The 23,753-nt window shown below is 70.1% G+C and carries 19 protein-coding genes; 3 read left to right on the forward strand and 16 right to left on the reverse strand.

Annotated features, from left to right (window positions below; all coding sequences use genetic code 11):
* Window positions 1–4: 4 nt before the first annotated feature.
* The 4 genes from ABKA19_RS13545 to ABKA19_RS13560 all read right to left on the reverse strand — a co-directional run bounded on the left by ABKA19_RS13545 (window position 5) and on the right by ABKA19_RS13560 (window position 3,808).
* Window positions 5–1,180, reverse strand: coding sequence for a Kelch repeat-containing protein (locus ABKA19_RS13545; RefSeq protein WP_353689342.1), 1,176 nt, complete (start codon window positions 1,178–1,180; stop codon window positions 5–7).
* Window positions 1,177–2,673 carry a Fe-S cluster assembly protein SufB gene (gene sufB / locus ABKA19_RS13550; protein WP_353689343.1) on the reverse strand — a complete coding sequence of 499 codons (1,497 nt, stop codon included), beginning with the start codon at window positions 2,671–2,673 and terminating at the stop codon, window positions 1,177–1,179. Before sufB ends, ABKA19_RS13545 begins: the two co-directional genes overlap by 4 nt.
* 15 nt (window positions 2,674–2,688) lie before the next feature.
* Window positions 2,689–3,144 (reverse strand): SUF system Fe-S cluster assembly regulator, encoded by a 456-nt coding sequence (locus tag ABKA19_RS13555; RefSeq protein ID WP_353689344.1) that lies wholly within the window; start codon window positions 3,142–3,144, stop codon window positions 2,689–2,691.
* Window positions 3,145–3,220: 76 nt separating this feature from the next.
* Window positions 3,221–3,808 (reverse strand): hypothetical protein, encoded by a 588-nt coding sequence (locus ABKA19_RS13560; protein ID WP_353689345.1) that lies wholly within the window; start codon window positions 3,806–3,808, stop codon window positions 3,221–3,223.
* 212 nt (window positions 3,809–4,020) lie between these two features.
* Here ABKA19_RS13560 and ABKA19_RS13565 point away from each other — a divergent pair, with 212 nt between their 5' ends.
* Complete coding sequence (locus ABKA19_RS13565; protein WP_162378435.1) at window positions 4,021–4,488, forward strand: SET domain-containing protein; 468 nt, start codon at window positions 4,021–4,023, stop codon at window positions 4,486–4,488.
* A 15-nt stretch (window positions 4,489–4,503) separates the two neighbouring features.
* Here ABKA19_RS13565 and ABKA19_RS13570 read toward each other — a convergent pair whose 3' ends face one another.
* The 11 genes from ABKA19_RS13570 to ABKA19_RS13620 all read right to left on the reverse strand — a co-directional run bounded on the left by ABKA19_RS13570 (window position 4,504) and on the right by ABKA19_RS13620 (window position 19,132).
* The gene (locus tag ABKA19_RS13570; RefSeq protein WP_353689346.1) at window positions 4,504–5,103 is read right to left on the reverse strand and encodes a YceB family lipoprotein; all 600 of its coding nucleotides are present in this window, start codon (window positions 5,101–5,103) and stop codon (window positions 4,504–4,506) included.
* Between the two features lie 66 nt (window positions 5,104–5,169).
* Window positions 5,170–5,691 (reverse strand): hypothetical protein, encoded by a 522-nt coding sequence (locus ABKA19_RS13575; protein WP_353689347.1) that lies wholly within the window; start codon window positions 5,689–5,691, stop codon window positions 5,170–5,172.
* Window positions 5,692–5,770: 79 nt separating this feature from the next.
* Window positions 5,771–6,073: a DUF3861 family protein gene (locus ABKA19_RS13580; RefSeq protein WP_162378433.1), complete on the reverse strand. Its 303-nt coding sequence runs from the start codon at window positions 6,071–6,073 to the stop codon at window positions 5,771–5,773.
* Window positions 6,074–6,174: 101 nt separating this feature from the next.
* Window positions 6,175–6,750, reverse strand: a complete 576-nt coding sequence (locus tag ABKA19_RS13585) for a M23 family metallopeptidase (protein WP_353689348.1) — start codon at window positions 6,748–6,750, stop codon at window positions 6,175–6,177.
* A gap of 175 nt (window positions 6,751–6,925) precedes the next feature.
* On the reverse strand, window positions 6,926–7,330 hold the full coding sequence (locus ABKA19_RS13590) for an HU family DNA-binding protein (protein WP_162378431.1): 405 nt from the start codon (window positions 7,328–7,330) through the stop codon (window positions 6,926–6,928).
* A gap of 163 nt (window positions 7,331–7,493) precedes the next feature.
* Window positions 7,494–8,303, reverse strand: coding sequence for an alpha/beta hydrolase family protein (locus tag ABKA19_RS13595; RefSeq protein ID WP_353689349.1), 810 nt, complete (start codon window positions 8,301–8,303; stop codon window positions 7,494–7,496).
* On the reverse strand, window positions 8,287–9,411 hold the full coding sequence (locus tag ABKA19_RS13600) for a DUF3182 family protein (RefSeq protein WP_353689350.1): 1,125 nt from the start codon (window positions 9,409–9,411) through the stop codon (window positions 8,287–8,289). The genes ABKA19_RS13595 and ABKA19_RS13600 overlap by 17 nt, the downstream gene beginning before the upstream one ends.
* A gap of 101 nt (window positions 9,412–9,512) precedes the next feature.
* Window positions 9,513–11,126 (reverse strand): alpha-glucosidase, encoded by a 1,614-nt coding sequence (locus ABKA19_RS13605; protein ID WP_353689351.1) that lies wholly within the window; start codon window positions 11,124–11,126, stop codon window positions 9,513–9,515.
* Between the two features lie 133 nt (window positions 11,127–11,259).
* The gene (locus tag ABKA19_RS13610; RefSeq protein ID WP_353689352.1) at window positions 11,260–13,998 is read right to left on the reverse strand and encodes a TonB-dependent receptor; all 2,739 of its coding nucleotides are present in this window, start codon (window positions 13,996–13,998) and stop codon (window positions 11,260–11,262) included.
* Window positions 13,999–14,273: 275 nt separating this feature from the next.
* Window positions 14,274–16,364, reverse strand: a complete 2,091-nt coding sequence (locus ABKA19_RS13615; protein ID WP_353689353.1) for a glycoside hydrolase family 97 protein — start codon at window positions 16,362–16,364, stop codon at window positions 14,274–14,276.
* Between the two features lie 8 nt (window positions 16,365–16,372).
* Window positions 16,373–19,132, reverse strand: a complete 2,760-nt coding sequence (locus ABKA19_RS13620) for an alpha-1,6-glucosidase domain-containing protein (protein ID WP_353689354.1) — start codon at window positions 19,130–19,132, stop codon at window positions 16,373–16,375.
* A gap of 303 nt (window positions 19,133–19,435) precedes the next feature.
* Here ABKA19_RS13620 and ABKA19_RS13625 point away from each other — a divergent pair, with 303 nt between their 5' ends.
* Both ABKA19_RS13625 and ABKA19_RS13630 read left to right on the forward strand, forming a co-directional pair.
* Window positions 19,436–20,923 (forward strand): MFS transporter, encoded by a 1,488-nt coding sequence (locus ABKA19_RS13625; RefSeq protein ID WP_353689355.1) that lies wholly within the window; start codon window positions 19,436–19,438, stop codon window positions 20,921–20,923.
* A complete protein-coding gene (locus ABKA19_RS13630) occupies window positions 20,920–22,569 on the forward strand; it encodes an alpha-amylase family glycosyl hydrolase (RefSeq protein ID WP_353689356.1) in 1,650 nt (549 codons plus the stop codon). The genes ABKA19_RS13625 and ABKA19_RS13630 overlap by 4 nt, the downstream gene beginning before the upstream one ends.
* A gap of 90 nt (window positions 22,570–22,659) precedes the next feature.
* Here ABKA19_RS13630 and ABKA19_RS13635 read toward each other — a convergent pair whose 3' ends face one another.
* A complete protein-coding gene (locus ABKA19_RS13635) occupies window positions 22,660–23,697 on the reverse strand; it encodes a LacI family DNA-binding transcriptional regulator (protein ID WP_353689357.1) in 1,038 nt (345 codons plus the stop codon).
* Between the last annotated feature and the right edge of the window lie 56 nt (window positions 23,698–23,753).

Consider the following 23,753-nt stretch of genomic DNA (forward strand, 5'->3'; position numbering starts at 1 on the left):
AAATTCAATCCGGAGTGTTGGTTGGCGAAGCGGGCGTGGCGGAAACCAGCCAGGCCTGTCGGCTGACGCGGATGTCGGGGTCGTAGCCTCCGACGACCAGGACGCGGCCGTCGTCGAGCAGGGTCGCGCTGGCGAACGCGAGCGCGGCCTCGATGCGCCCGGCGAGGGGATGGAACGCCGTTGCCCCGGCGTCGAGCAGTTCGGCGTGGATGCCGCCGCCGGCGACGAGCGAACGGCCGTCAGGCAGCGCGACCACCGAGTCCAGGAACTTGTAGCGGCCCAGGGCCATCGAGGGACCGGGGACGATGCCTTGCGGGCTCCACCACTCGCTGTCGCGGAAATGGCCATTCTCTTCGGGGATCGCGGCGCCGCCGATCAGCAGCACGCGATCGCCGTGCGCGAGGGCCGCATGCTTGTGCCGTGCGGTCGCGAGCGTGCCGGCGGGGGCGAACGTTCCGCTCTCCGGATCGAACAGCTCCAGCGTGTCGAGCACTTCACGGGCCGAGCGCGAGCCACCCGCTACCAGCACGCGGCCGTCGGCCAGGCGGGTGGCGGTGTGGGACATGCGCGGCGTGGCCATGGCGCCCAGCGGCGTCGACCGGCCGGTGGCGGAATCGTAGCGTTCGGCGCTAGCGAGGCGGCGCATGCCGTCCGTGTAGCCGCCGGCTATCAGGATCCCGCCATCCGCCAGCGCGGTCGCGCTGAAACCGTCGCGTGCCTCGAGCATGCGGCCGTGCGGCTCGAAGCGGCCGGTGGTCGGCAGGTAGCGCTCCACCAGGGCGGTGGGTCCGTCGTCGGTCCAGCCGCCCAGCAGGAGTACGGAGCCGTCGGCGAGAGCGACTGCACGATGGCCTACGCGCGCCTGCACCAGGTCGCCGACCGGGAGGAAGCGGCTGCTGGCGGGGTCGAACAGGAGCGCGTCCCCGGCGATGCCTTCCTCGCAACCGTCGGCCTTGCAGCCGCCGGCCAGCAGCACGCGCCCATCCACCAGTCGCGTCGCCGAGTGCGCTGCGCGTGGCGAAGGCATCGCCGCCGCAGGGCCGACGGCCGGCGCGGCGGCATTCTCGTGGTGTGCGCTGGCGGCCTGCGCGAGCGTCGCCGGCTCGCCCGCATGGCAGGCGGGCAGGAGAAGCGCGCCCAGCAGTGCTGCCGGTGCGATGGCCGGGGAAAGAAGATTCATCCCACCGAGCCTTCAAGCGAGACTTCCAGCAGCTTCTTGGCCTCGACCGCGAATTCCATGGGGAGCTCGCGGAAGACCTGCTTGCAGAAGCCGTCGACGATCAGCGAAACCGCGTCCTCGGACGAGATGCCGCGCGAGCGGCAGTAGAACAGCTGGTCGTCGCTGATCTTGGAGGTGGTGGCCTCGTGCTCGACCGTGGCGCCCGGGTTCTTCACCTCGATGTAGGGGAAGGTGTGGGCACCGCACTGCTTGCCGATCAGCAGGCTGTCGCACTGGGTGTAGTTGCGCGCGCCGTCGGCATTGCGGTCGACCTTGACCAGGCCGCGGTAGGTGTTCTGGCCGCGGCCGGCGCTTATGCCCTTGCTGACGATCTTGGACTTGGTGCGCTTGCCGACATGGATCATCTTGGTCCCGGTGTCGGCCTGCTGGCGGTGGTGGGTCAGCGCCACCGAATGGAACTCGCCGGAGGAGTCGTCGCCCAGCAGCACGCAGGAGGGGTACTTCCAGGTGATCGCCGAGCCGGTCTCGACCTGGGTCCAGGTGACCTTGCTGCGCGCACCCCGGCATTCGGCGCGCTTGGTGACGAAGTTGTAGATGCCGCCGCGGCCTTCCTCGTCGCCCGGGTACCAGTTCTGGACCGTGGAATACTTGATCTCGGCGTCGTCCAGCGCCACCAGCTCGACCACCGCGGCATGCAGCTGGTTTTCGTCGCGCATCGGCGCGGTGCAGCCTTCCAGGTAGGAGACGTAGCTGCCTTCCTCGGCCACGATCAGCGTGCGCTCAAACTGGCCGGTATGGCCGGCGTTGATCCGGAAGTAGGTGCTCAGCTCCATCGGGCTGCGCACGCCCCTGGGGATGAACACGAAGCTGCCGTCGGAGAACACGGCCGAGTTCAGCGCGGCGAAGTAGTTGTCGCCGTGCGGGACCACGCTGCCCAGGTACTTCTTCACCAGCTCGGGGTGCTCGCGGATGGCCTCGGACATCGAGCAGAAGATGATGCCCTTCTCGGCCAGTTCCTTGCGGAAGGTGGTGCCCACCGAGACCGAGTCGAACACCGCGTCCACCGCCACGCCGGCCAGCTTGGCGCGCTCGTGCAGCGGCACGCCGAGCTTGTCGTAGGTGTCGAGCAGCTCCTGCGGGACCTCGTCCAGCGAGGCGTACTTGGGGCCCTTGGGCGCGGAGTAGTAGCTGATGGCCTGGAAGTCGATCGGCGCGATCTTCAGCTTGGCCCAGTGCGGCACCGGCATGGTCAGCCAGCGGCGGTAGGCGTCCAGGCGCCACTGGGTCATCCATTCCGGCTCGTCCTTCTTGGCCGACAGGGCGCGGATGGTGTCCTCGTCCAGGCCGGGCGGCAGCGAGTCCGATTCGATCTCGGTGACGAAACCGGCTTCGTAGCGCCGGCCCAGCCGCTCGAGGATCTCGGCGTTCTGCGGCGGCGTTCCGGTCGCCGGGGCGGAGGTGTCGATGGTGGGGGCTTCGGTCTGGGTGGCCATTGGGCTGCCTGCGAATCAGCTGGCGACGCGCACGGCGATCTCGCGCCGGCGGGTCGGGGTGTCGGGGGAGGGCGGGCGCAGCATCTGCGCCAGGGTGACGCCGCGCAGGGCGTCGGCGACCACGTCGTTGATCAGGCGCCAGTTGGCGCGCACGCCGCACTGGTGGGCGATGCCGCAATGGCTCTCGTGCTGGCTGCACTCGGTCATCGCCAGCGGGCCTTCCATCGCCTCGACGATCTCGATCAGGCTGATCTGGGCGGCGTCGCGGCTGAGGCGGTAGCCGCCGTGCACGCCGCGCTGGCTGGCGACCAGGCCCGCCTGCGCCAGCGGCTTGAGCAGCTTGCTGACGGTGGGCTGCTCGAGCCCGGAGTGCTCGGCCAGTTCGGCCGCGCTCAGTACCTGGCCCTGGCGTGCGGCGAGCACGGTCAGGACCACGGTGGCGTAGTCGGTCAGCTTGGTGACGCGGAGCATGGCGGGCGAGTTCGTTAAAGCGTACCGAAATTGTACGCTTTTGACGCCGCCCGGCCAACCCGGCCGGGGACCGGCTTCAGTGGGCGTTGGGTGCGTGCGCGCCCGCCGCGTCGGCCGGGGGAGGTGGCAGCACCAGGGCCATGTGCGGCAAGGGAGGGGTCTGGCCCGGGGGCAGCGCCACCGGCGCCGGTGAACCGGCCGGGCCAAGCCCGCGGATGAAGCGGTACAGGGCACGGCGGTCTTCCTCGGTCATGTCGCGGACGGCGAAGTCCGGCATGATCGGCCGCGTCCGCAGGTTGGCGCTGTAGGCCAGCCACTCGTCCTCGCTGAAGTCTTGCATGCGCAGGCGCAGGTTCGACGCATAGGTCGTGCCCCAGGGGCCGTGGAAGCCCAGCGGCGAACCCGTCAGCCACTGTTCCTTCGGCACCTTGCCCTGGTTTTCGGCGTAGGCCGCGGTATGGCAGTCGTTGCACCCGGCGATGCGCACCAGGTATTCGCCGCGGGCGACGAGGTCGACCGGCGCCGCCGCCGGGGCGGCCGTCGCGGCAGCCGCTGGCGAAGTGGTCGGTGCCTGGGTGGCCTGCGGCTGGCAGGCGACCAGCAGCAGGGAGAGGGCGGGCAGCAGCGTGGCAGGAACGGCAAGGCGGGTGCGCGGTGATCGCATGGAGGCAAGTCCAGTGGTGGAGTGGATGACCGGGTGAGAACGACGGTCGCACGTGGCCGCGGCCAACCTGGCGGCATCCCGTGACGAAGGGGGCAATGACGACCGGCAGGTGCGGCGATCGGCGGCGCGGGGGCCGCCACGCCACGCGCGGGCTTGGGCTGAGGGGCCGCATCGGCGAGAATCCCCGTCTACCCCACGCCACCGGACTCCGCATGCCCCGCAAGATCGTCGCCAGGAAATCGCCCATCCACGGCAACGGCGTGTTCGCCGCGGCGCCGATCCGCAAGGGCGAACGGGTGATCGAGTACAAGGGCCGGCGGCGCACCCACGAGGAAGTGGACAACGACGTCGGCGGCGACGTCGACAGCGGCCACACCTTCCTGTTCACCCTCAACGACGACTGGGTCATCGACGCCAGCTACGAGGGCAACGACGCGCGCTGGATCAACCACAGCTGCGATCCGAACTGCGAGGCATTGATCGAGGAGGACGAGGGCGGCGATTCGCGCAAGGACCGCGTCTTCATCGAGGCGATCCGCGACATCCGCCCCGGCGAAGAGCTGTCCTACAACTACGGCATCACCCTGGCCGAACGGCACACGCCGCGGCTGAAGAAGATCTGGGCGTGCCTGTGCGGCTCGCCCAAGTGCACCGGAACGATGCTGCAGCCCAAGCGCTGAGGCCGCACCGGCGGTTCAGTCGGCCTGCGCCGGCGCCATTGCGCCGGCCATCGCGCCGATATCCTGGTTGAAGGTCACCACCAGCTGGCCGTTCTCGACGCCGGCCGATGCCACGTCGAGTCCGCCGACCATCGCCGCCAGCGCCGGATCGATGCGATAGACCGGTTCCTTGCGCGCGTAGTCGACCAGCCAGGCATTGAGCAGGCCGCGGCTCGCCTCGTCCAGGCCCTGGCCGCCGCCGGACGGACGGAAGTCCTCGATCCGCGGCTGCTCCAGGAACAGAGCCCGCTGCGCCGGGTCGTAACGCAGGGCGCTGGTCAACTCCAGCCGACCCATCGGCACCGGCGCGCCGCCGGCCATGGCCACGGCCACGTCCAGCGCCAGCTGCATGCGCGTGCCCGGGGGTATGGCCAGTTCCGGCCGGCTCACGGTCACCTCGGCCAGCCCGCCCAGCATGTCCTGCCGGTGCGGGAGCTGACCTGCCAGGAACTGCTGTGCGTCGGCGGCCGGTACCCGTACCTGCCGACCGTCGATCTGCGGCGCGGCGAGCGAGGCGCCGGCGCATGCGCCGAGGGCGAGCACGGCCCATGCCTGCATCAGGTGGAATTGTCGCATCGTAGGGCTTCCGCGGTAGGGCGATGCCTGCATCTTCCCGCGTCGGAGTGAATCGCGGATTAGCGATCAATCCAGCTCGGGGTGCAGCGACGCGGAAGTGATCTCCCAGCCCTGGCCGTCGATGCGCGAGCGCATCCGGTAGGCGCCGCGCATCCGCGCCGGCCCCGATGCGGCATCCAGGCGTAGGTCGACCGGGATCTCGTAGGCGCGCGGAGGCGATTCGCGGTCCAGCGCCACCGGTGGGGCGTTCTGGATGCGCATGCTGCGCAGGCCTGGGATGGCGCGCAGCGCGGCGTCCCCCGGCATCCGGCCGGGGTCGCCTCCAGCCCAGTAGGCATCGGCGCGGGTCCGGTCGGCAGCGGGAAGGGCGCCCAGGTACGCATGCAGGGTGGCGGCTGCCGCCTGCGCGGCGGTCGAGGATGCGTCGGCGATCGCCCGGTTGCGCGCGTTGGGCTCGTCCCGGGATGCGCCCACCAGCGTCGCGTCGACCGGCACCTGCGTGGTCTGCGGGGTGTCGGCGTCGCGCTGGCAGGAGCACTGCGCCAGTGGAAGGACGAGCAGGGCGAGCAGAGGCAGCCGGTAGCGCATGGAATTCCGCCGATGGGGATTTGCGGCAGGATAGCCTGCAGGCGGACGCCGTCGCGCCCGCGCGTCGGGCTACGGACGGTCAGTGCGGCGCGGCGGCCAGCTTCCGCAGCAAGGCGTCGAGCGGTGCGCGCAGGCCGGCAAGCGGATCCTCGCCGCGCTGGCGCGGCTCGCGTGCCAGGCTGTCGAGCAGGCGCAGGCCGACCACCAGCGCGGTGCGTTCGTCGCCGCTGAAGCCCGGCAGGCGCTGGCTGTTCTCGAGCATGCGCATCCAGTCCTCTCCGCAGGCCTGGTCGAATTCGATGCTGCAGCGGCCGCGGCAGGGCAGGCCATCGCGCTCGACCGGGGTGACGGTGACGCGGTAGCGGTGGGGGGTGGGAGCCATGGCAGACCTCTTGCGTGGGGCCATGCCAAGGTAGGCGCCCGCGGCGCCGCGAACGAGGGCTGCGGCCACGATGGTCCGTTCCATGGTGGCAAGCCCGGCGTTCAGCGCACGGCGCGCATCCGCGGTAGCGGGTCCAGCGCGCCGTCGCTTCCATACACGCCGTAGTGCAGGTGCGGTGGTGTCCCGCGCGCGTTGCCGCTGTTGCCCACCGTGCCCAGCGCTGCACCGGCCTCGACCACATCGCCTTCGGCCAGCCCCGGGGCCCAGTCGTCCAGGTGCGCGTAGTAGTGGCGCTCCCCGGCCGGGCCCAGCACCCAGACCTGGCGGCCGCCAAGCCCGCGGTCGTTGATCGCCACCACGACTCCACGGGTGGTGCTGGTCACCGGCGTGCCGCGGGGGGCGAAGATGTCCACCCCTTCGTGGCGCCGGTCGGCACCGCGTGGCGCGCCGAACGTGTCGGCGACCTGCCGCGGCGCCACGCTCTGGACGGGAACCGGCAAGGTCGCCGGTGGCGGCATCCGCGAAAGTTCCCACAGCGTGCGCGGCCGCTCCATGAAAGGCTGTCGCCAGGCCCACAGCGCGCCCAGTGCGAGCAGGGCCAACCACAGCAGGCCGAGCAGCGTGCGCGCCAGGGCGCGGGCGAAACGGCGGGGCAGGTTGGGCGCGGTGGCAGGCATGCGCCCGCAGTCTCCGCGGTCGCGCGGCAAGGGCGGGTGATCAGGACCGGCGCGCGCTTGTGCCGGGCGGCAGGATGCTGTTGGACCCTGGCGCAACGGTCGAATCAGCGGACCGCAAAACAGGACGGGGCGGCATCGCTGCCGCCCCGTCGGGAAATCTTGGAACTCGCGCCAATCAGGCCGCGGCGTCCTTGAGCTTCTTCAGCGGACGCACCTTCACCTTCACCGAAGCCGGCTTGGCGGCGAACCACTGCTCTTCCTTGGTGAACGGGTTGATGCCCTTGCGCTTCGGCTTGGCCGGAACCTTGACCGAGGTGACCTTGAACAGGCCCGGCAGGGTGAAGCTGCCCGCGCCCTTCTTGCTGATCGCGCCGGAGACGGCGTCTTCGACCGCAGCGAGCACGGCCTTGACGTCCTTAGCGGCCACGCCGCTGGTCTCGGCCAGGTGCTTCACCAGCGCGGACTTGCCCAGGACTTCCTTGAGCGGCTTGGCGGCAGCCGGAGCCGCCTTCTTCGGGGCGGCCTTCGCCGCTTTCGGCGCGGCCTTCTTGGCGGCCGGCTTCTTGGTGGTCTTCGCCATAACTTTCCTGTTCCGTAAATAGGGTGGTTTTGGTCACCGACGGCGTCGGCAAGGCGAATGTAGGCCATGCGCGGCCCGGCGCCAAGGGGGAAATGCAGTAAAAATCGCGGGAAACGCGATCTGCCGGTTGCCGGCGGCGCTCCCCGGCACCCGGTTCGGGCCCTCACCCGCGCGCCTGGATTTCCCCCGCGCGACGCAGCCGCTTGCGTTCGGCCACCTTGTCGTGGGCCTGCCTCTCGCGCGCCGAGCGCACCATTTCGGTGAGCCAGCCGACCAGCACGTCGGTGTAGGCCTTCTGCTCGGCCTTGCCGGAAAAGGCGTGGTCGGCCCCGGCGATCCGCCGGCGGGTGAGCGAACTGGCAGTGGCGAACGCCGTGGCGTAGTTCTCGATGACCCGGTGCGGGACGATCTCGTCGTGCTCGGCCTCGACCAGCAGCGCATCACCGCCGAACGCGTGGCAGGCGGCGAGCGCGCGGTTGTCGCCCCAGGCCAGCGGGCGCCGGCGGAACGCGGGCAGGTCGGGATCTTCGTGCAGCTTGCGCTTGGGCAGCTCCCAGCCTTCGTCCTTGTAGATCGCCGGCGAGCGCAGCGCGAGCCAGTGCACCGGCCTGAGCGCGGTGAGCAGGCTGGCCAGGTAGCCGCCGTAGCTGATCCCGACCACGGCGATCGCGGCCGGGTCCACGTCGGGCCGGGCGACGAACCAGTCGTACGCTGCCAGCAGGTCGTCCAGGTTCTGCGGGCGGCTGACGGTCTCCCACTGTTCGGCGGTGCGTTCATGGCCGCGCAGGTCGAATGTCAGGCAATGGCAACCGATGCCGGCGGCCTGGCGGGCGCGGCCCAGGTCGTGTTCCTGGCTGCCGCCCCAGCCGTGCACGAACAGCACCCCGGGCAGCACCGGCGCCGGCGACAGCAGGGTCCCGCCGATCCGGTCGCCGCCGATGCCGATCTCGACCGCGTCAAGCCGGATGTCCATCGATGCCCTCCACCCGTGCGTACTTGATCACCGGGCCGTGGGCGGCCTCCGGATCGTGGAAAAGTGTGTCGGCGCCCGTCGGCGGCACATGGGCGGGATCGTGCGATTCGCGGCAGGTGGCCTCGACCGCCGCCGGCCGGTGCGGCTGCAGGAACGCCGCCAGCGCAACCAGCTCGGCAGGCGACGCGCCACCCACCCGCCACGACTGCTCCAGCACGCCACAGCGCCGCTGGCCCCGTGCATCCAACCCGGCGACCACGTCGTAGTTGCGCCGCGAGGCGAAGAAGCCGGGGTAGGCGGCCTCGACCGCCGCGTCGTACCGACGCGCCATCGCGATCGCGGCCCGCTCGCCGTCGTTGCGCGCCAGCGCGCCCAGCGAGTCCATCCCGCCCTCGAGCACGCGCAACGACGACCCGCCGTACACCGCGCGGCCATGGCGGTCGGTGACCTCGTGCTGGATGCCCAGGTAGGCCAGGCGCCTTCCGGCAACCCGGATCTCGCCGACGCTGCAGGTAGTGGCCTCGTCCAGGTGCTGCTCGATGACCACCCCATGGCGGTGCAGCGCCTCCGGATCCAGCTCGGCCGCGATCCGTCGCAGGGAGCCGGCGTCGGCGGCGAGGTGCTGGCCGTGGCCGCCACGCGCCTGGGCTTCCTTCACCCGCACCCTGCCGCCGTGCGCGAGCAACTGCTGGCCGGCGGTGGCGATCGCCGTGGCGTCGAACGCGGTGAACCCGGGCAGGACCGCCCCGTCGAGCCGGTTGGCCAGCGCGTGGCTCCAGCCACGGGGGACCGGCGAGGCGGTATCGGGCACGCCATGCGTGATCACCTTGCTGGCGACGAATGCATGGGGTACCACGCCGCCGAACAGGTCGTCCTCGCCCTGGATGCCCAGCCGCGTCGCCTGCTCCAAGGCCAGGGTCTCGTCGGGCACGAAGTAGGGATGCCAGGCGGGGGTGCTGCGGGTTTCGTAGGCACCGCCGTAGGCCCAGCCGCACAGCGAGGCGAGCCTGCGTGCCACCCAGTCCTGGCTGGCGCGCTCGTGCCTGCTGCGCGGCTGCGTGCAGGCGCGCAGGGTGTAGACGGTGCGTGGCGCGTGGGGTGGCGGCATGCATGCGGATCGCGGGGGAGGCACCCACGCTGCCGCGGTCGTGGTGAAACGACCGCGAAGGCCGCTGCGTGGCGGCCCATGCTCCCGTTACGCCAGCGCCGTCAGCCGTCGGTGGCGAAGAAGGTGCCGTGCGCTGGCAGGACGACGCCGTCGCCGTCCACTTCCGCGGCGGGCAGGCCATGACCCAGCTGCTGGCGCCAACCGCCGGGCGGCAGGGTGAAGCGGGCCTGGCCCGGCGACAGGTTGAACGCGGCGAGCAGCCGCTGCCCGTCGACTTCGCGGACGAAGGCGAGCACGGGCTCGGGCGCGTCCAGGAACGCGATGCTGCCGGCCACCAGCGCCGGCTGCTGCTTGCGCCAGGCCATGAAGGCGCGGAACGCGTTGAGCACCGAGTTGGGGTCCGACTCCTGCGCGGCCACCGACAGTGCGCGGTGGGCATCGGGCACCGGCAGCCAGGGTCGGCCCGTGCTGAAGCCTGCATCGGCGCCGCCGCTCCAGGGCATCGGCGTGCGGCAGCCGTCGCGTCCCTTGAAGTTGGGCCAGAAAGTGATGCCGTAGGGGTCCTGCAGCGCTTCGAACGGCACGTCCGCTTCCGGCAGGCCCAGTTCCTCGCCCTGGTAGAGGCAGACCGAACCGCGCAGCGAGCAGACCATCGCCACCAGCATCCGCGCCAGTTGCGGCGAGGGGGCGTCGCCGCCCCAGCGCGAGACCGCGCGGCGCACGTCGTGGTTGGACACCGCCCAGCACGGCCAGCCTTCGGTCATCGCCGCTTCCAGGCGCGAGACCGTGTCGCGGATGTAGCCGGCGCTGAAGTCGTCGACCAGCAGCTCGAAGCTGTAGCCCATGTGCAGGCGGTTGCCGGAAGTGTATTCGGCGGTGGTGGCCAGCGAGTCCTCCGAGGAGATCTCGCCCAGGGTCACCGCACCCGGGTAACGGTCCAGCAGCGCGCGCACGCGCTCGAGGAAGGCGATGTTCTCCGGCTGGGTGTTGTTGTACCAGTGGTACTGGAACGCGTACGGGTTGTCGGCGCTGAAGCCGCGGCCCACGCGCTTGTCCGCCGGCTTGGGCGGGTTGTCGCGCAGCTGCGCGTCGTGGAAGCAGAAGTTGATCGAGTCCAGGCGGAACCCGTCCACGCCGCGGTCCAGCCAGAACTGGACGTAGTCCAGGGTGGCCTGCTGCACCTGCGGGTTGTGGAAGTTCAGGTCCGGCTGCGAGGACAGGAAGTTGTGCAGGTAGTACTGGCAGCGCCGCGGCTCCCAGCGCCAGGCCACGCCCCCGAACAGCGACATCCAGTTGTTCGGCGGGGTGCCGTCCTCGCGGGCGTCGGCCCACACGTACCAGTCGGCCTTGGGGTTGTCGCGGTCCTGGCGGCTCTCGCGGAACCATTCGTGCTGGTCCGAGGTATGGCTGAAGACCTGGTCGATCATCACCTTCAGGCCCAGCGAGTGCGCCTTGGCCAGCAGCCGGTCGAAGTCGTCCAGGGTGCCGAACATCGGGTCGACCGCGCGCTGGTCGGCGATGTCGTAGCCGAAATCGGCCATCGGCGACTTGAAGAAGGGCGAGATCCAGATCGCGTCGACGCCCAGCGAGGCCACGTAATCCAGCCGCTCGACGATCCCGGGCAGGTCGCCCACGCCGTCGCCGTCGGTGTCCAGGAAGCTGCGCGGGTAGATCTGGTAGATGACGGCGCCGCGCCACCAGGGGGAATGACTCATGGGGTTCGGTTCCGGTCTGGCCAGCGGGCCGCGCTCCAGGCGGGCCGAGCATGCGGAAAAGTGCCACCGCGCCACCACCGGGGTGGTGGCGCGGCGGAAACCCCGCCACGGGCGTGGCGGGGCGGGAGGGACATCAGAAGCGGTAGTTCACGCCGAAGGTGATGGTGCGGCCCCACTCGATGTACTCGAGCGGACGGTCCTTGCTGCCGGCGTAGGTCTGGTAGGCCTCGTTGGTCAGGTTGCTGGCCTGCAGCAGCAGGGTCATGCCGGCCAGGCTGCCGCTGCCGAACGAGTAGCTGACCTGCGCGTCGGTGATGTTCTCGCCGACCACGTAGCGCAGCGAACGGTTGCCGTTGAAGTTGCCGATCTCGCCGATGAAGTCCGAGCGACGGCGCTGGTTGATGCGGGCCTCGAAGCCGTTGCGCTCGTAGTACAGGGTCCAGTTGTAGACGCGGTCCGACAGGCCCGGCAGGGCGATCGGATCGCTGCCCACGCTGGACGCGCTTTCCGGATCCAGGATCTCGATGCTGCTGTCGAAGAAGCTGGCGCTGGCGACCACGCCGAAACCGGTCAGCGCGGTGCTGAACAGCTCGAACGGGATCGACGCGGTCAGCTCCAGGCCCTGCAGCGAGCCGCCCTCGCCGTTCATCGGCTGGGTGAAGTCGCCGATGCTGTCCGGCGGCATCGTGCCCGGCGGCGGCACGTAGTCGGCCAGCAGGTCGGAGAAGTCGTAGTCGTCGCGGGTCTGGGTGTAGATGTAGTTCTCCAGGTCCTTGTAGAAGTACGCGGCGGCCACGTAGGCCTTGGTGCCGAAGTACTTCTCGTAGGAGATGTCGAACGCATTGGCGCGCCACGGCTCCAGCTCGGGGTTGCCGCCGGAACCGCCCGGGCGGCCGGTGGCGGTGTTGACGCCGAACTCCAGCGAGGCGCGCATCTGGTCCACGCGCGGGCGCGCGGTCTGCTTGGCCAGGGCCACGCGCAGCATCTGCTCGTGCTCGAAGGCGAAGGCCAGGTTCATGCTCGGCAGCACGTCGGTGTAGGTCTTGCCCAGGGTGATCGGGCTGATCTCCTGGCCGGCCGGCTGGGTGGCGTCCCAGAAGTTGGCGTCGGAGGACTGGTCCACGCGCTGGACCTGCACGCCGACGTTGCCGGTGACGGGCACGCCGCCCCACTCGGTGTCGATGTCGGCCTGGACGAAGCCGGTGGTGATCTCCTCGTTGACCGTCCACGCCTTGGGGATCAGGTACGACAGGTTGTCGACCGGCTGGAAGTCCATGTAGCGCGCCACGGCGGCCGGCACGTTCCAGGACGGGATGTAGCCGACGCCGGCGAAGCCGAGGTTGACCAGGCCGTACTGCAGGTCCTCGCCGATGGCGATCGGGCCCTGTGCGCCGAGGTTGATGTTGCCTTCCGGCTGGGTCTTGTCCTTCTGGCGGTCGGCGTAGTTCAGGCCGACGTCGACGCCCGAGAGCCAGCCGCCGGCCGGGATGGTGCCGACCAGCCTGAAGGTCTTCAGCTCGTCCTCGACGCTGGGCACCTTGCCGTAGCCGGAGCCGTAGATGGTGTTGTTGAGGTATAGCGCGGCCGGGTTGGAGTAATCCAGTCCCGGTGCCAGCTGCGAGAAGCCGGATCCTCTAACCACCAGGTCCACCGAGTCCAGTTGCGGCATCGGGTACAGCTGCAGGTTGTTTTCCAGGTTGAGCTCGTCACGGGTGGCCTTGGAGTAACCGACGTCCGCCACGACCGCGACCTGGCCGACGTTGAACTCGTTGAGCCAGCCGAACGCGTTGATCTCGTCTTCGCGCTTGTTGTACATGCCGCGCACCAGCGGATAGACGTTGTTCGCCGTGCCGCCGGTGAAGGTTCCGTTGCCGTTGGTGGTCACGTCCGTCAGCAACAGGCCCGGGCTGTAGCCGCCATTCCAGCCGCTGAGGTTGACTTCGAACTGGTTGGCGGTGTCTTCCTGCTCGGCCTTGGTATAGAACAGGTCCAGCGTGCTGGTCCAGGCGTTGGAGGGACGGAACTGCAGGGTGGCCATCAGGCCATCGCGTTCGGCGTAGCCGGTACGGCGCAGCGCCTTGACACCGTTCGAGTAGTACGTGCCTGCGTCCACGCCCGGACGCCAGCCGTCGCCCACCGCCTCCCACGGCTCGTACCAGCCGACCTGGTTCTCCTGGATCGCGCCGTTGATGTGCGAGTAGCCGATCGCGATGCCGAAGGTGTCGTCGGCGAACTTGCCGATGTAGGTGGCATTGAGGCGATGGCCGTCGGCATCCGAATTGGCTGCGGAGTCCAGCGAGTTGCGGCTGTAGCGGCCGCCGACCATCACCGCCGAGCCGTCGTAGGCCAGCGGGCGGATGGTCTGCATGTCGATGGTGCCCGACAGGCCCTGGCCGATCAGCGCCGCATCGGGGGTCTTGTAGACGGTGACGCCGTTGACCAGCTCGGACGGGTACTGGTCGAACTCGACGCTGCGGTTGTCGCCGGTGCTGACCATCTCGCGGCCGTTGAGCAGCGTGGTGGAGAAGTCCGGGGAAAGGCCGCGGACGCTGATCACCTGGGCGCGGCCGGCCACGCGCTGGGCGGCCAGGCCGGGCAGGCGCGCGATGGATTCGGCGATGCTTACGTCGGGCAGCTTGCCGATGTCTTCGGCCGAGATCGCCTCGACGATCGAGGTGGCGTCGCGCTTGGTCGAGATCGCGCCCTCGATGCCGGCGCGGATGCCAGTGACGACGATCGTATCGAGCTCGGTCGCCTCGGCTTGCGTGTTCTGTTCGTCGCTGTCGACGGTCTGTGCATGGACGCCGCTGACGGTCAGCGTGATCGCCGACGCGAGCGCGACGCTCAGCAGGTTGCGCTGCAGGTTCAACATTTTCCCCTCCCAGGTAATGTCGGAAAATCTCGGGTTGTTGGTGTGCGGCCGGTGCCGTTTGTTGTTGTCGCGAAGCGCGCGGATGGCGGCGTTACGGTGCGAGGCTATGGTAGTGGCGCGTGGTGCGCCGGGAAGGTGCCTGCATACGTATTCATTGCGTTATTCGCCGGACGAGGGCAGTGGCGCGTGCGCGAAGAAGCGCCCCGCGGCATGCGTAGCGCATGTTGCTTTGCGTCATTGCGATGCCGGCGCGCGTCGCGAGCCGGCATCCTGGTTCAACGAACTGGCGAGTCCATCGGGACGAAGCGGATCGCCTGGCCTCCACCAGCGGCCAGGTGCACGGGCAAGGTGTCGGTGCTTGTCACCTCGCGGGTTTCGCGGACGAAGTCGAAAGGCGCGGTCTTCCAATGCGCGCGATCGCCGTCGCGGTAGATCTCGGCGCGATAGCGGCGCGCCGGATCGAGGAAGGTGAGCTCGACCCGGAGGTCGTGCGCCTGCTCGCCACCGGCGCTGCCGAGGAACCACTCCTCGGTCCCGCGCGCCTTGCGGGCGAAGGTCACATACTCGCCGACCTCGCCGTTGAGCACTTGGCTCTCCTCCCAGTCCACCGCGACGTCGCGGATGAACTGCAGCGCGTCCGGATGCTCGGCGTAATGCTCGGGCAGGTCGGCGGCCATCTGGATCGGGCTGTAGAGCACGACATACAGCGCCAGCTGCTTGGCCAGCGTGCTCGGGATCTGCTGCCCGCCACGGCCCTTGAGGCTGACGATGCCGGGCGTGTAGTCCATCGGCCCGGCCAACATGCGGGTAAAGGCCAGGGTCGCCTCATGCTCCGGCGGGTTGGGCGGGTTGCCCCAGGCGTTGAACTCCATCCCGCGGGCGCCTTCGCGCGACACCCAGTTCGGATAGGTCCGGCGCAGGCCGGTGTCCTTGATCGGTTCGTGCGCATTGATCGCGATGTGGCGCTGCGCCGCCTGCTCGACCACGCGCAGGTGGTGGTTGCTCATCCACTGGCCTTCGTGCCATTCGCGCGAGACCGGTCCGCCGGCCTGGTCCTGGCGCTGGATGTCGCCGGCATCGCAGACATAACCGGTCTTGACCACGTCCACGCCGTTGCGTGCGTACAGGTCGAGCGCGGCGGGCAACTGGCGCTCGTAATGGCTCACCGCGCAAGCGGTTTCGTGATGGCCGATCAGGTGCACGCCCTTGCCGGCGGCGTATTCCGCCAGGCCCTCCAGGTCGAAGTCCGCGGTGGGGCGGGTGAAGTCGAAGCCCCAGCCGTTGGCGAACCAGTCGCCGTCCCATCCCGGGTTCCAGCCCTCCACCAGCACGCCGCGGAAGCCGTTGGCGGCGGCGAAGTCGATGTATCGCTTCGTGTTGGCGGTGGTCGCGCCGTGTTTCGGGCCGGTGCCCCAGGTTTCCTGCTCCAGGTGCAGCGACCACCACACCCCCACGTACTTGGCGGGGGTGAACCAGCTGACGTCGCCCAGGCGGTTGGGCTCGTTGAGGTTGAGGATGAGGCTGGATTCGGCCAGGTCGGCGGCGCGCGCGCCGACCTGGATCGTGCGCCACGGCGTGGCGAAGGGCATGGCGCGCACGACCGCCGTGCCGCGCGCGCCGCCGCCGGGGGTCAACGCGGCGCGCAGCACGCCGTCGTCGCCCTTGGCCAGGTTCATGCCGGCGTAGTCGACCAGCGCCGCTTCATGGATCGACAGGTGCAGGCCATCGTCGGTGCGCAGGGTGAGCGGGGTCTGCGCCACGCCGATTTCGGCCAGCGGCGTGCGCGAGTACAGGTACTCCTCGCGGTTCCACTCGAACGCGGGGATCCACCAGGCGGTGGCCGGGCGGGCGACGGCGAACTCGGTCAGTTCCTGGCGGATCCGCACTTCGCCGTTCCCGCCATCCTGCTTCGGGAATTCGTAGCGGAAGCCGAGGCCGTCGTCGTAGACGCGGAACACCACGTCGAAGCGGCGGCCTTGCTTGCGGCCCCCGGAGGCCTTCTCGGCGAAGCTCGCACGCAGCTCGTTGTAGTGGTTGCGGGTCAGGCGCCGCTCGCCCCAGGGCTGTTCCCAGGTCTCGTCGAAGCTGCGGCTGGACTGGCCGGTCAGTTGCAGGTTGCGCTCCAGGCGGCCGTCGCCGAGCAGGAAGCCCAGCCGCGACGGCGCGATCACCGGCTTGCCGTCGCGCTTGAGGCGGTAGGCCAGGCGGTCTTCGTGCTGCGACTCCAGGGTCACCACCAGCGCACCGTCGGGCGATGCCACGCGGGCCAGGTCCTTGGCCGAGGCGTGCGCGCACAGCACAAGCGCGACGGCCGGCAGCAGCGCGCGCCAGCGGCAGGGGGGCAGGGAAGAAGGAAGGGAATTCATGGCGGTCCTCACTCCAGGACGTAGACGACGGCGGTGCGTGGCGGCACGGTGAAGCGGCCGCGCTCGGGATCGAAACCGGCCTCATCGCGCGGGCGCGTGTCGGCCGTGCCTGCGGATAGAAGCACCGGATGCAGCGCGTATCGCTTTCCGCGCTCGGTGGGCAGGTCGAGCACCTGCGCCTGCGGCGAGACGTTGATCAGGTACAGGATCTCTTCGAAGCCGGCGCCGGCCAGGCCCCGGCCTTCGAGGTGCCCCGCCATCACCAGCGCATTCTGCGCCGGTCCCGTGTTGGGGAAGGTCAGGCGCCGGGAAACCTCGGCCGCCTCGCCGAGGCGGAACAGCGACGAGCTAGCCCGGATCCGCAGCAGGTCGCGCAGCGCGTCGCGCGCGAAGGCGATGTCCGTGGGCGATGGCCGGATCGACGCATCGGCCAGGCGGGGTGCGATCCAGGGCCAGCTCGGTTTGTTGCCGCTGGCCGGCGGCAGGCCGGTGCCGAAATGGTTGTCGCCATAGGTCCAGTCCAGGCGGTTGAACCAGTCGCCGGAGTCGAAGCTGTTGCGGTCCATCGACTTGGAGCGCAGCGTGTCGATGCCCGCGTGGAAGTAGGCGACGCCCTGGCTGAACGCGGTGAACGCCATTCCCAGCACCTGCACCCGCGCGCGATCGTGCGCGGTGGTATCGCGCGGAAGGCGGAACGCGTTGAGGTCGAACAGGGTTTCGTTGTCGTGGTTCTCGACGTAGTTGACGACTTCGCCGGGCGCATGTGAATAGCCGGCCGGCTGGCCGTTGTAGTCGATCTCGTGGAGCGCGCGCGCGCTGCCGTCGGCGGTGGTGAGCACGTAGTCGCGCAGGGTGCCGGCCAGGCCGACGCGCACCAGGTCGGCGCTGCGCAGCAGCTCGGCGCGGCCGAGCGCGGGATCGGCCAGCTCGTTGGGCGCGTAGACCAGGCCGTTGAGGTAGCCCTGGCGGGCGACCTTGTCGGCGCCGCTGTCGCCCGGGCCACCGCCGCGCAGCGCGTCGCGGGCGCGGTCGGAGAACGTGCCGATGCCGCTGCCGCCCAGGGACAGCTGCGAGGCCTGGACGAAGCGCGCGCCGTCGGCGACCTCGCCGAAGTTCCAGCCTTCGCCGATCAGCTGCACGTGGCGCCCGGCCGCGGCGTCGACGCGGCGCTGCAGCGCTTCCATCGCCGCCCGCGGCTGGTGGCCCATCAGGTCGAAGCGGAACGAATCGATCCGGTAGTGGCGCACCCACAGTTCGGCCGAATCGACCATCAGCCGCGCCATCATCCGGTGTTCGGTGGCGGTGTTCTCGCAGCACGTGCTGCGTTCGATCCGGCCGTCCGCATCGAGGCGGTGGTAGTAGCCGGGCACGATCCGGTCCAGCACCGAGCGTTCGTCCTGCCCGGCGGCGAAGGTGTGGTTGTAGACCACGTCCATGCCCACGCGCAGGCCCAGCGCATGCAGCGCCATCACCATCGCACGGAACTCGCGGACGCGCGCGGCGCCGTCGGCCGGGTCGGTCGCATAGCTGCCTTCCGGCGCGTTGAAGTGGAACGGGTCGTAGCCCCAGTTGAAGCAGTCCTGTGCCGCATGCGCCATCACTGTCGCCTGCTGCGAGGGGCTGTCTGCCGCGGCCTGCGGTACCTGCGGGGTGACGCAGCCGGCTTCGGGCACGCTGCCGAAGTCGTACACCGGCAGCAGGTGCAGGTCGGTCAGTCCGGCCTTCGCCAGTGCGTGCAGGTGCGCCATCCCGGCGCTGCCGCCGTCGGTGAAGGCCAGGTACTTGCCGCGGTGCGCGGGCTCCACGGTGGCATCGGCGATGGAGAAGTCGCGCACATGCAGCTCGTAGATCGACATGTCCGTCTGCGCGCGCAGCGTCGCGGGGCGCGGGGCTGCGTCCCAGCCGGCGGGCTTGAGCGCCGGATCGTCCAGGTCGGCGATGAAGCTGCGCCGCGAGTCGGTGCCCAGGCTCACCGAGTACGGGTCGGTGACCCGGTTGCGGACCAGCCCGGTCCCGCGGACGTGCACGTCGACCAGGTAGGTGTAGTAGCGGCCGCGCAGGTCGGCCGGAACCGTCGCCGCCCACACCCCGGTCGCAGGATCCAGGCGCAGCGGTTCCCGCTTCCACGCCTGCCGCGAGTCGTCCGCGTACACGCATACCGAGGCCGCCGTGGCGGTCGGGGCCCACAGGGCGAAGCTCGTCGCCGTCGCGGTGGGATGGGCGCCCAGCCCCGGTTCGTCGGCCGCCGCCGCGTACAGGTCATCGAGCGCACCGGGCAGCTGCAGCCCGGTGGCGCGCAGCACGCGACCGGCCTGGTCGTGTTGCACGAGCACCAGCGACTGGCGAAGCAGGCCGCGCAGGCGGACGTCGTCCAGGTCCAGGGTGAGCGTCGGGCCGGGCGCGAGGTGGGCGAAACGCCGGCGGACGCCGTCCGGCAGCGACCGGTCGTCGGCCAGGATGTGCAGCGGAATCGCACCGTCGGCACCTTCGACTTCGCGCCCGCCGACGGCACGGATGCCGCCACCGTCGGCGTAGTACAGGGCGTAACGCGGCGTGGAAGCGCCGGCGCCGGCCGGCCTGTCCACTGCCGTTCCGGCCGGAGCGGGGCCGGGCCAGCGCAGGGTGCGCCGGTCGAGCCAGATGCCCCGCGCTTCGACCGGCGCATCGCGGTCGGCGACCAGGACGGACTGGAAGCCGGCATCGCAATCGGCCAGGGGCAGCGCGGCGGGGGCGGCGGCCACGCCGCCCGCCGGCAGCCACAGGGCCACCAGCCAGCGCCGTGCGAACTGCCCGACGTGATCTGAAACGCGACGGCCTGCGCCGTTGCGTGTCCGATGCCGCATCCTGCCCTCCCAGGCATCATGTTTCTTCCCACGGCCAGCGCGGGCCGCGCGTCGCGCGGTCGTCCACTATTCACGCAGAGCCAGCGCCACGGCCACCCTCCAAGGCATGAATACGTATGCACCGGCTGGGCGCCGTCGCCGCCGCGCCTCTACCATGGCCGCGCCGTTGCGTGATCCCGCGCGTGGCATGACATCGCATCCGTGATTCCCGGAGGGGGGAACCGCTTGATGGAAAGCAGACCGCGCCTGTCGTTCTGGCAGATCTGGAACATGTGTTTCGGCTTCCTCGGCATCCAGTTCGGATTCGCCCTGCAGAACGCCAACGTCAGCCGCATCTTCCAGACCCTGGGCGCGGACATGGAGCAGGTGCCCGGCCTGTGGATCGCCGCGCCGCTGACCGGCCTCCTCGTGCAGCCGGTAGTGGGCTACTTCTCCGACCGCACCTGGACCCGCCTGGGCCGGCGCCGCCCGTACTTCCTCGCCGGTGCCATCCTGGCCACGCTGGCGCTCTTCGTGATGCCCAACTCGCCGGCGCTGTGGATCGCCGCCGGCACCCTGTGGATCCTGGACGCGTCGATCAACATCTCGATGGAGCCTTTCCGCGCCTTCGTCGGCGACCAGTTGCCGCCGTCGCAGCGCGCCAGCGGCTACGCGATGCAGAGCTTCTTCATCGGAGTGGGCGCGATCGTGGCCAGCCTGCTTCCGTGGCTGCTGGCCAAGGCCGGCGTCGCCAACACCGCCGGTCCCGGCGAGGTGCCCGACACCGTTCGCTACGCCTTCTACTTCGGCGGCGTGGTGCTGTTCGCCGCGATCGGCTGGACCGTGCTGCGCACGCGCGAGTACCCGCCGGAGGTGCTGGCCTCGTTCGACGACACGCCGGCGACCGATCCCATTGCCCCCAATGCCGCGGCCAGGGCGCCGACCACAGTAGCTAGCGCCTGGCTGCTGGCCGGGCTGGCGCTGGCCGCGCTGATCGCCCACCGCGGCTGGGACCGGATGTTGTACGTGCTGGCGGGCATGGCGGCCGCCTACGGCGTGCTGCTGTTCGTTTCGCGGGTGCTGCGACCGGGCAGCATGGTGCCGGCGATCATCGGCGACCTGCGGACGATGCCGCGGACCATGCGCCGGCTGGCGATCGTGCAGTTCTTCTCGTGGTTCGCGTTGTTCGCGATGTGGATCTACACCACCGCGGCGGTGGCCGGCACGCACTTCGGCAGCAGCGACCCGACTTCGGCCGCCTACAACGAAGGCGCCAACTGGGTCGGCGTCCTGTTCGCCGCCTACAACGGGTTCGCCGCCCTGGCGGCCATCGCGATCCCGTGGATGGTGCGCGCCCTGGGGCTGCGCCTGACCCACCTGGTCAACCTGTGGCTGGGCGCCGCCGGCCTGCTCTCGTTCCTGCTGGTGCGCGACCCGCAGTGGCTGCTGCTGTCGATGGTCGGCGTGGGTTTCGCCTGGGCTTCGATCCTGTCGCTGCCCTACGCGATGCTCTCCGACAGCGTGCCGGCGACCAAGATGGGCGTGTACATGGGCATCTTCAATTTCTTCATCGTCATCCCGCAGCTGGTCGCCGCTAGCCTGCTCGGCTTCCTGCTCAAGTCGCTGTTCGGCGGCCAGCCGCTGTGGGCGCTGGTGCTGGGCGGGGCCAGCCTGGCACTGGCCGGCCTGTGCGTGCTGGCCGTCCCCCGATTGGCCGCACAGGAGGCCCGCGCATGATCCGTCCGTCCGTCCTGGCATCGATAACCCTGGGCCTGGCGCTGGCCGGCCCTGCGTCGGCGGAAGAGTTCTACGGCACGCTGGAGCCGTTCGCGCAGGAAGCGGTCTACTTCGTGATGACCGATCGCTTCGTCAACGGCGATCCGTCCAATGACCAGCGCGACCAGGGCGGCGAGCACAAGACCTTCGATATTCCGCTGGCGCCCTGCGACGGCCAGGTCGGCAACATCGGCTACCTCGGCGGCGATTTCCGCGGCCTGCTCGACAACGCCGGCTACATCCGCGACCTGGGCTTCACCGCGGTCTGGCTCACGCCGATCGTCGACAACCCCGACCAGGCCTTCACCGGCGGCGACGAGGTCACCTGCGACGGCTTCCTGACCGACCGCGGCAAGACCGGCTTCCACGGCTACTGGGGCGTGAACTTCTACCGGCTGGACGAGCACCTGCCCAGCGCCGGCCTGGATTTTTCCGGGTTGACCGCCGGCCTGCGCGCGCAGGGCCTGAAGACCGTGCTGGACATCGTCGGCAACCACGGCTCGCCGGCCTGGACCATGCCGGTGGCCCAGCCGCAGTTCGGCCAGCTGTTCGATGCCGGCGGCAGGCTCGTGGCCGACCACCAGAACCTGCCGCCGGACCGGCTCGACCCGGCCCGCAATCCCTTGCACGCGTTCTACAACGACAAGCCGGACCTGGCCCAGCTGTCCGATCTCGATGCCGGCAACCCGGCGGTGATGGACTACCTGGTAGGCGCCTACCTGCAGTGGATCGGACAGGGCGTGGACGCGCTGCGCATCGACACCATCCGCCACCAGCCGCTGTCCTTCTGGAAGGAATTCTCGGACCGCATCCGTGCCAGGCACCCCGGCATGTACATGTTCGGCGAGGCCTTCGACTACGACGCGGCCAAGATCGCCCCGTTCACGCTGGCGGAGAACGGCGGCATCAGCGTGCTCGATTTCCCGATGAAGCAGGCGATGGACGAGGTGTTCGGCCGCACCGGCGCCGGCTTCGAGCGCATGGTTCCCGCATTGCAGCTGGAGGATGGGCCGTACGCCAACGTCTACGACCTGGCGACCTTCTACGACAACCACGACATGCGCCGCCTCGACGCCTCCGACGCGGGCTTCATCGACGCTCACAACTGGCTGTTCACCGCGCGCGGCATCCCGGTGGTCTACTACGGTTCGGAAACGGGCTTCATGCGCGGCCAGGCCGAGCATGGCGGCAACCGTGCCTACTTTGGCCAGGACCGGATCGACGCCGCCCCGGCCAGCGCGATCCACCGCGAGCTGAAGCGGATCGCGACCCTGCGCCGCGAGTCCCCGGCACTGCAGCGCGGCCTGCAGCTGCCGGTGGAGCTGGCCGGCGACCGGGCCGCGTTCTATCGCGTCTACCAGCACGACGGCACGGCGCAGACCGCGCTGGTGCTGCTCAACAAGGGCGACGCGCCGCAGTCGTTCACCGTGTCCCGCTACCTGCAGCCGGGCACCTGGCGCGATGGGTTCAGCGGCGAGACGGTGACCGTCGGGCGCAAGCTGCGCGCCGAAGTGCCGGCGCATGGCGTGCGGGTGTTCTTCCTGGACCAGCCGCTGACCCGCAAGGACCTGCGCGCCGAGCTGGCGAAACGGATGGCGACGGACTGACGCGCCGTGGCGTAGAGGGGGGCTTGCCCCGCTGCTCTTTCCCGCGTGGCGCAGAGCAGCGGGGCAAGCCCCGCCCTACGGGCCGGCGCGTCAGTCTGCGGTGGTGGAGCTGGAGCCGCGCAGGACCAGCTTCACCGGCAAGGTCCGGCTTTCGACCGCCTCGCCCTGGATCAGCCGGATCAGGCTGTCCACCAGCACTTCGCCGGCCTGCTTGGTGTCCTGCTGCACCGTCGACAGGCCCGGCTGCACGAAGCTGGCCATGGCGATGTCGTCGAAGCCGGCCACGGCCACGTCCTGTGGCATGTGCAGGCCTTGTTCGCGCAGGCCGTTCATCGCGCCGAGCGCGATCAGGTCGCTGGCCGCGAACAGCGCGTCGAAGCGTGCGCCCGAGGCCAGCAGCGCGCGCACGGCCTCGTGGCCGGACTGCTCGGTCGTGATCGCGTCGACCTGCAGGGCGGGGTCGGGGGCCAGGCCCGCCGCGGCCAGTGCCGCCGCATAACCGCGCCAGCGTTCGAAGAACTCCGGGTAGTGGTCCGAGGCATGGCCCAGGAAGGCGATCCTGCGCCGGCCACGGGCCAGCAGGTGCGCGGTGATGTCATGCCCGCCCTGGAAGTTGTCGCAGCCGATCGAGATCCCGGGTTCGCCGGGCAGGGCAGCGCCCCAGCGGACGAAGTGCGTGCCCTGGGCGACCAGCCGCTGCAGCTTGGACTCGGCTTCCAGGTAGTCGCCGTAGCCGAGCAGGATCAGGCCGTCGGCCTTGTGGCTGTCCTCGAAGTCGGCATGCCAGTTGTTCGACAGCTGCTGGAAGGACACCAGCAGGTCGTATCCACGCAGCGCGCAGGCGCGGGTGATCGAGCCGAGCATCGAGTGGAAGAACGGGTTGATCAGCGAGTCGTCCGGAGTCGGGTCCTCGAAGAACAGCAGCGCCAGGGTGCCGGACTGCTGGGCGCGCAGGTTGGAGGCGTTCTTGTCGACCTTGTAGTTCAGCTCGCGGGCGATGGCCAGGATCCGATCGCGCGTCTCCGGGTTGACGGAGGGGCTGCCGCGCAGCGCACGCGATACGGTCGGCTGGGAAACCCCGGCCAGGTGGGCGATGTCCAGCGAGGTCGCCTTGCCCTTGATGGTCATGCCGGGCCCCCTCCGGGCCGGAATGCGAGGTGCAGGCGGCCATGATGCCATGCGCA

The organism is Pseudoxanthomonas sp. Soil82 (assembly GCF_040446535.1).
Taxonomy (GTDB): domain Bacteria; phylum Pseudomonadota; class Gammaproteobacteria; order Xanthomonadales; family Xanthomonadaceae; genus Pseudoxanthomonas; species Pseudoxanthomonas kaohsiungensis.

Excerpts from the sequence above, each read along its gene's own strand:
- ABKA19_RS13545 (WP_353689342.1), bottom strand. The coding sequence starts at position 1,180 with ATGAATCTTCTTTCCCCGGCCATCGCACCGGCAGCACTGCTGGGCGCG.
- sufB (WP_353689343.1), bottom strand. The coding sequence starts at position 2,673 with ATGGCCACCCAGACCGAAGCCCCCACCATCGACACCTCCGCCCCGGCG.
- ABKA19_RS13555 (WP_353689344.1), bottom strand. The coding sequence starts at position 3,144 with ATGCTCCGCGTCACCAAGCTGACCGACTACGCCACCGTGGTCCTGACC.
- ABKA19_RS13560 (WP_353689345.1), bottom strand. The coding sequence starts at position 3,808 with ATGCGATCACCGCGCACCCGCCTTGCCGTTCCTGCCACGCTGCTGCCC.
- ABKA19_RS13565 (WP_162378435.1), top strand. The coding sequence starts at position 4,021 with ATGCCCCGCAAGATCGTCGCCAGGAAATCGCCCATCCACGGCAACGGC.
- ABKA19_RS13570 (WP_353689346.1), bottom strand. The coding sequence starts at position 5,103 with ATGCGACAATTCCACCTGATGCAGGCATGGGCCGTGCTCGCCCTCGGC.
- ABKA19_RS13575 (WP_353689347.1), bottom strand. The coding sequence starts at position 5,691 with ATGCGCTACCGGCTGCCTCTGCTCGCCCTGCTCGTCCTTCCACTGGCG.
- ABKA19_RS13580 (WP_162378433.1), bottom strand. The coding sequence starts at position 6,073 with ATGGCTCCCACCCCCCACCGCTACCGCGTCACCGTCACCCCGGTCGAG.
- ABKA19_RS13585 (WP_353689348.1), bottom strand. The coding sequence starts at position 6,750 with ATGCCTGCCACCGCGCCCAACCTGCCCCGCCGTTTCGCCCGCGCCCTG.
- ABKA19_RS13590 (WP_162378431.1), bottom strand. The coding sequence starts at position 7,330 with ATGGCGAAGACCACCAAGAAGCCGGCCGCCAAGAAGGCCGCGCCGAAA.
- ABKA19_RS13595 (WP_353689349.1), bottom strand. The coding sequence starts at position 8,303 with ATGGACATCCGGCTTGACGCGGTCGAGATCGGCATCGGCGGCGACCGG.
- ABKA19_RS13600 (WP_353689350.1), bottom strand. The coding sequence starts at position 9,411 with ATGCCGCCACCCCACGCGCCACGCACCGTCTACACCCTGCGCGCCTGC.
- ABKA19_RS13605 (WP_353689351.1), bottom strand. The coding sequence starts at position 11,126 with ATGAGTCATTCCCCCTGGTGGCGCGGCGCCGTCATCTACCAGATCTAC.
- ABKA19_RS13610 (WP_353689352.1), bottom strand. The coding sequence starts at position 13,998 with ATGTTGAACCTGCAGCGCAACCTGCTGAGCGTCGCGCTCGCGTCGGCG.
- ABKA19_RS13615 (WP_353689353.1), bottom strand. The coding sequence starts at position 16,364 with ATGAATTCCCTTCCTTCTTCCCTGCCCCCCTGCCGCTGGCGCGCGCTG.
- ABKA19_RS13625 (WP_353689355.1), top strand. The coding sequence starts at position 19,436 with ATGGAAAGCAGACCGCGCCTGTCGTTCTGGCAGATCTGGAACATGTGT.
- ABKA19_RS13630 (WP_353689356.1), top strand. The coding sequence starts at position 20,920 with ATGATCCGTCCGTCCGTCCTGGCATCGATAACCCTGGGCCTGGCGCTG.
- ABKA19_RS13635 (WP_353689357.1), bottom strand. The coding sequence starts at position 23,697 with ATGACCATCAAGGGCAAGGCGACCTCGCTGGACATCGCCCACCTGGCC.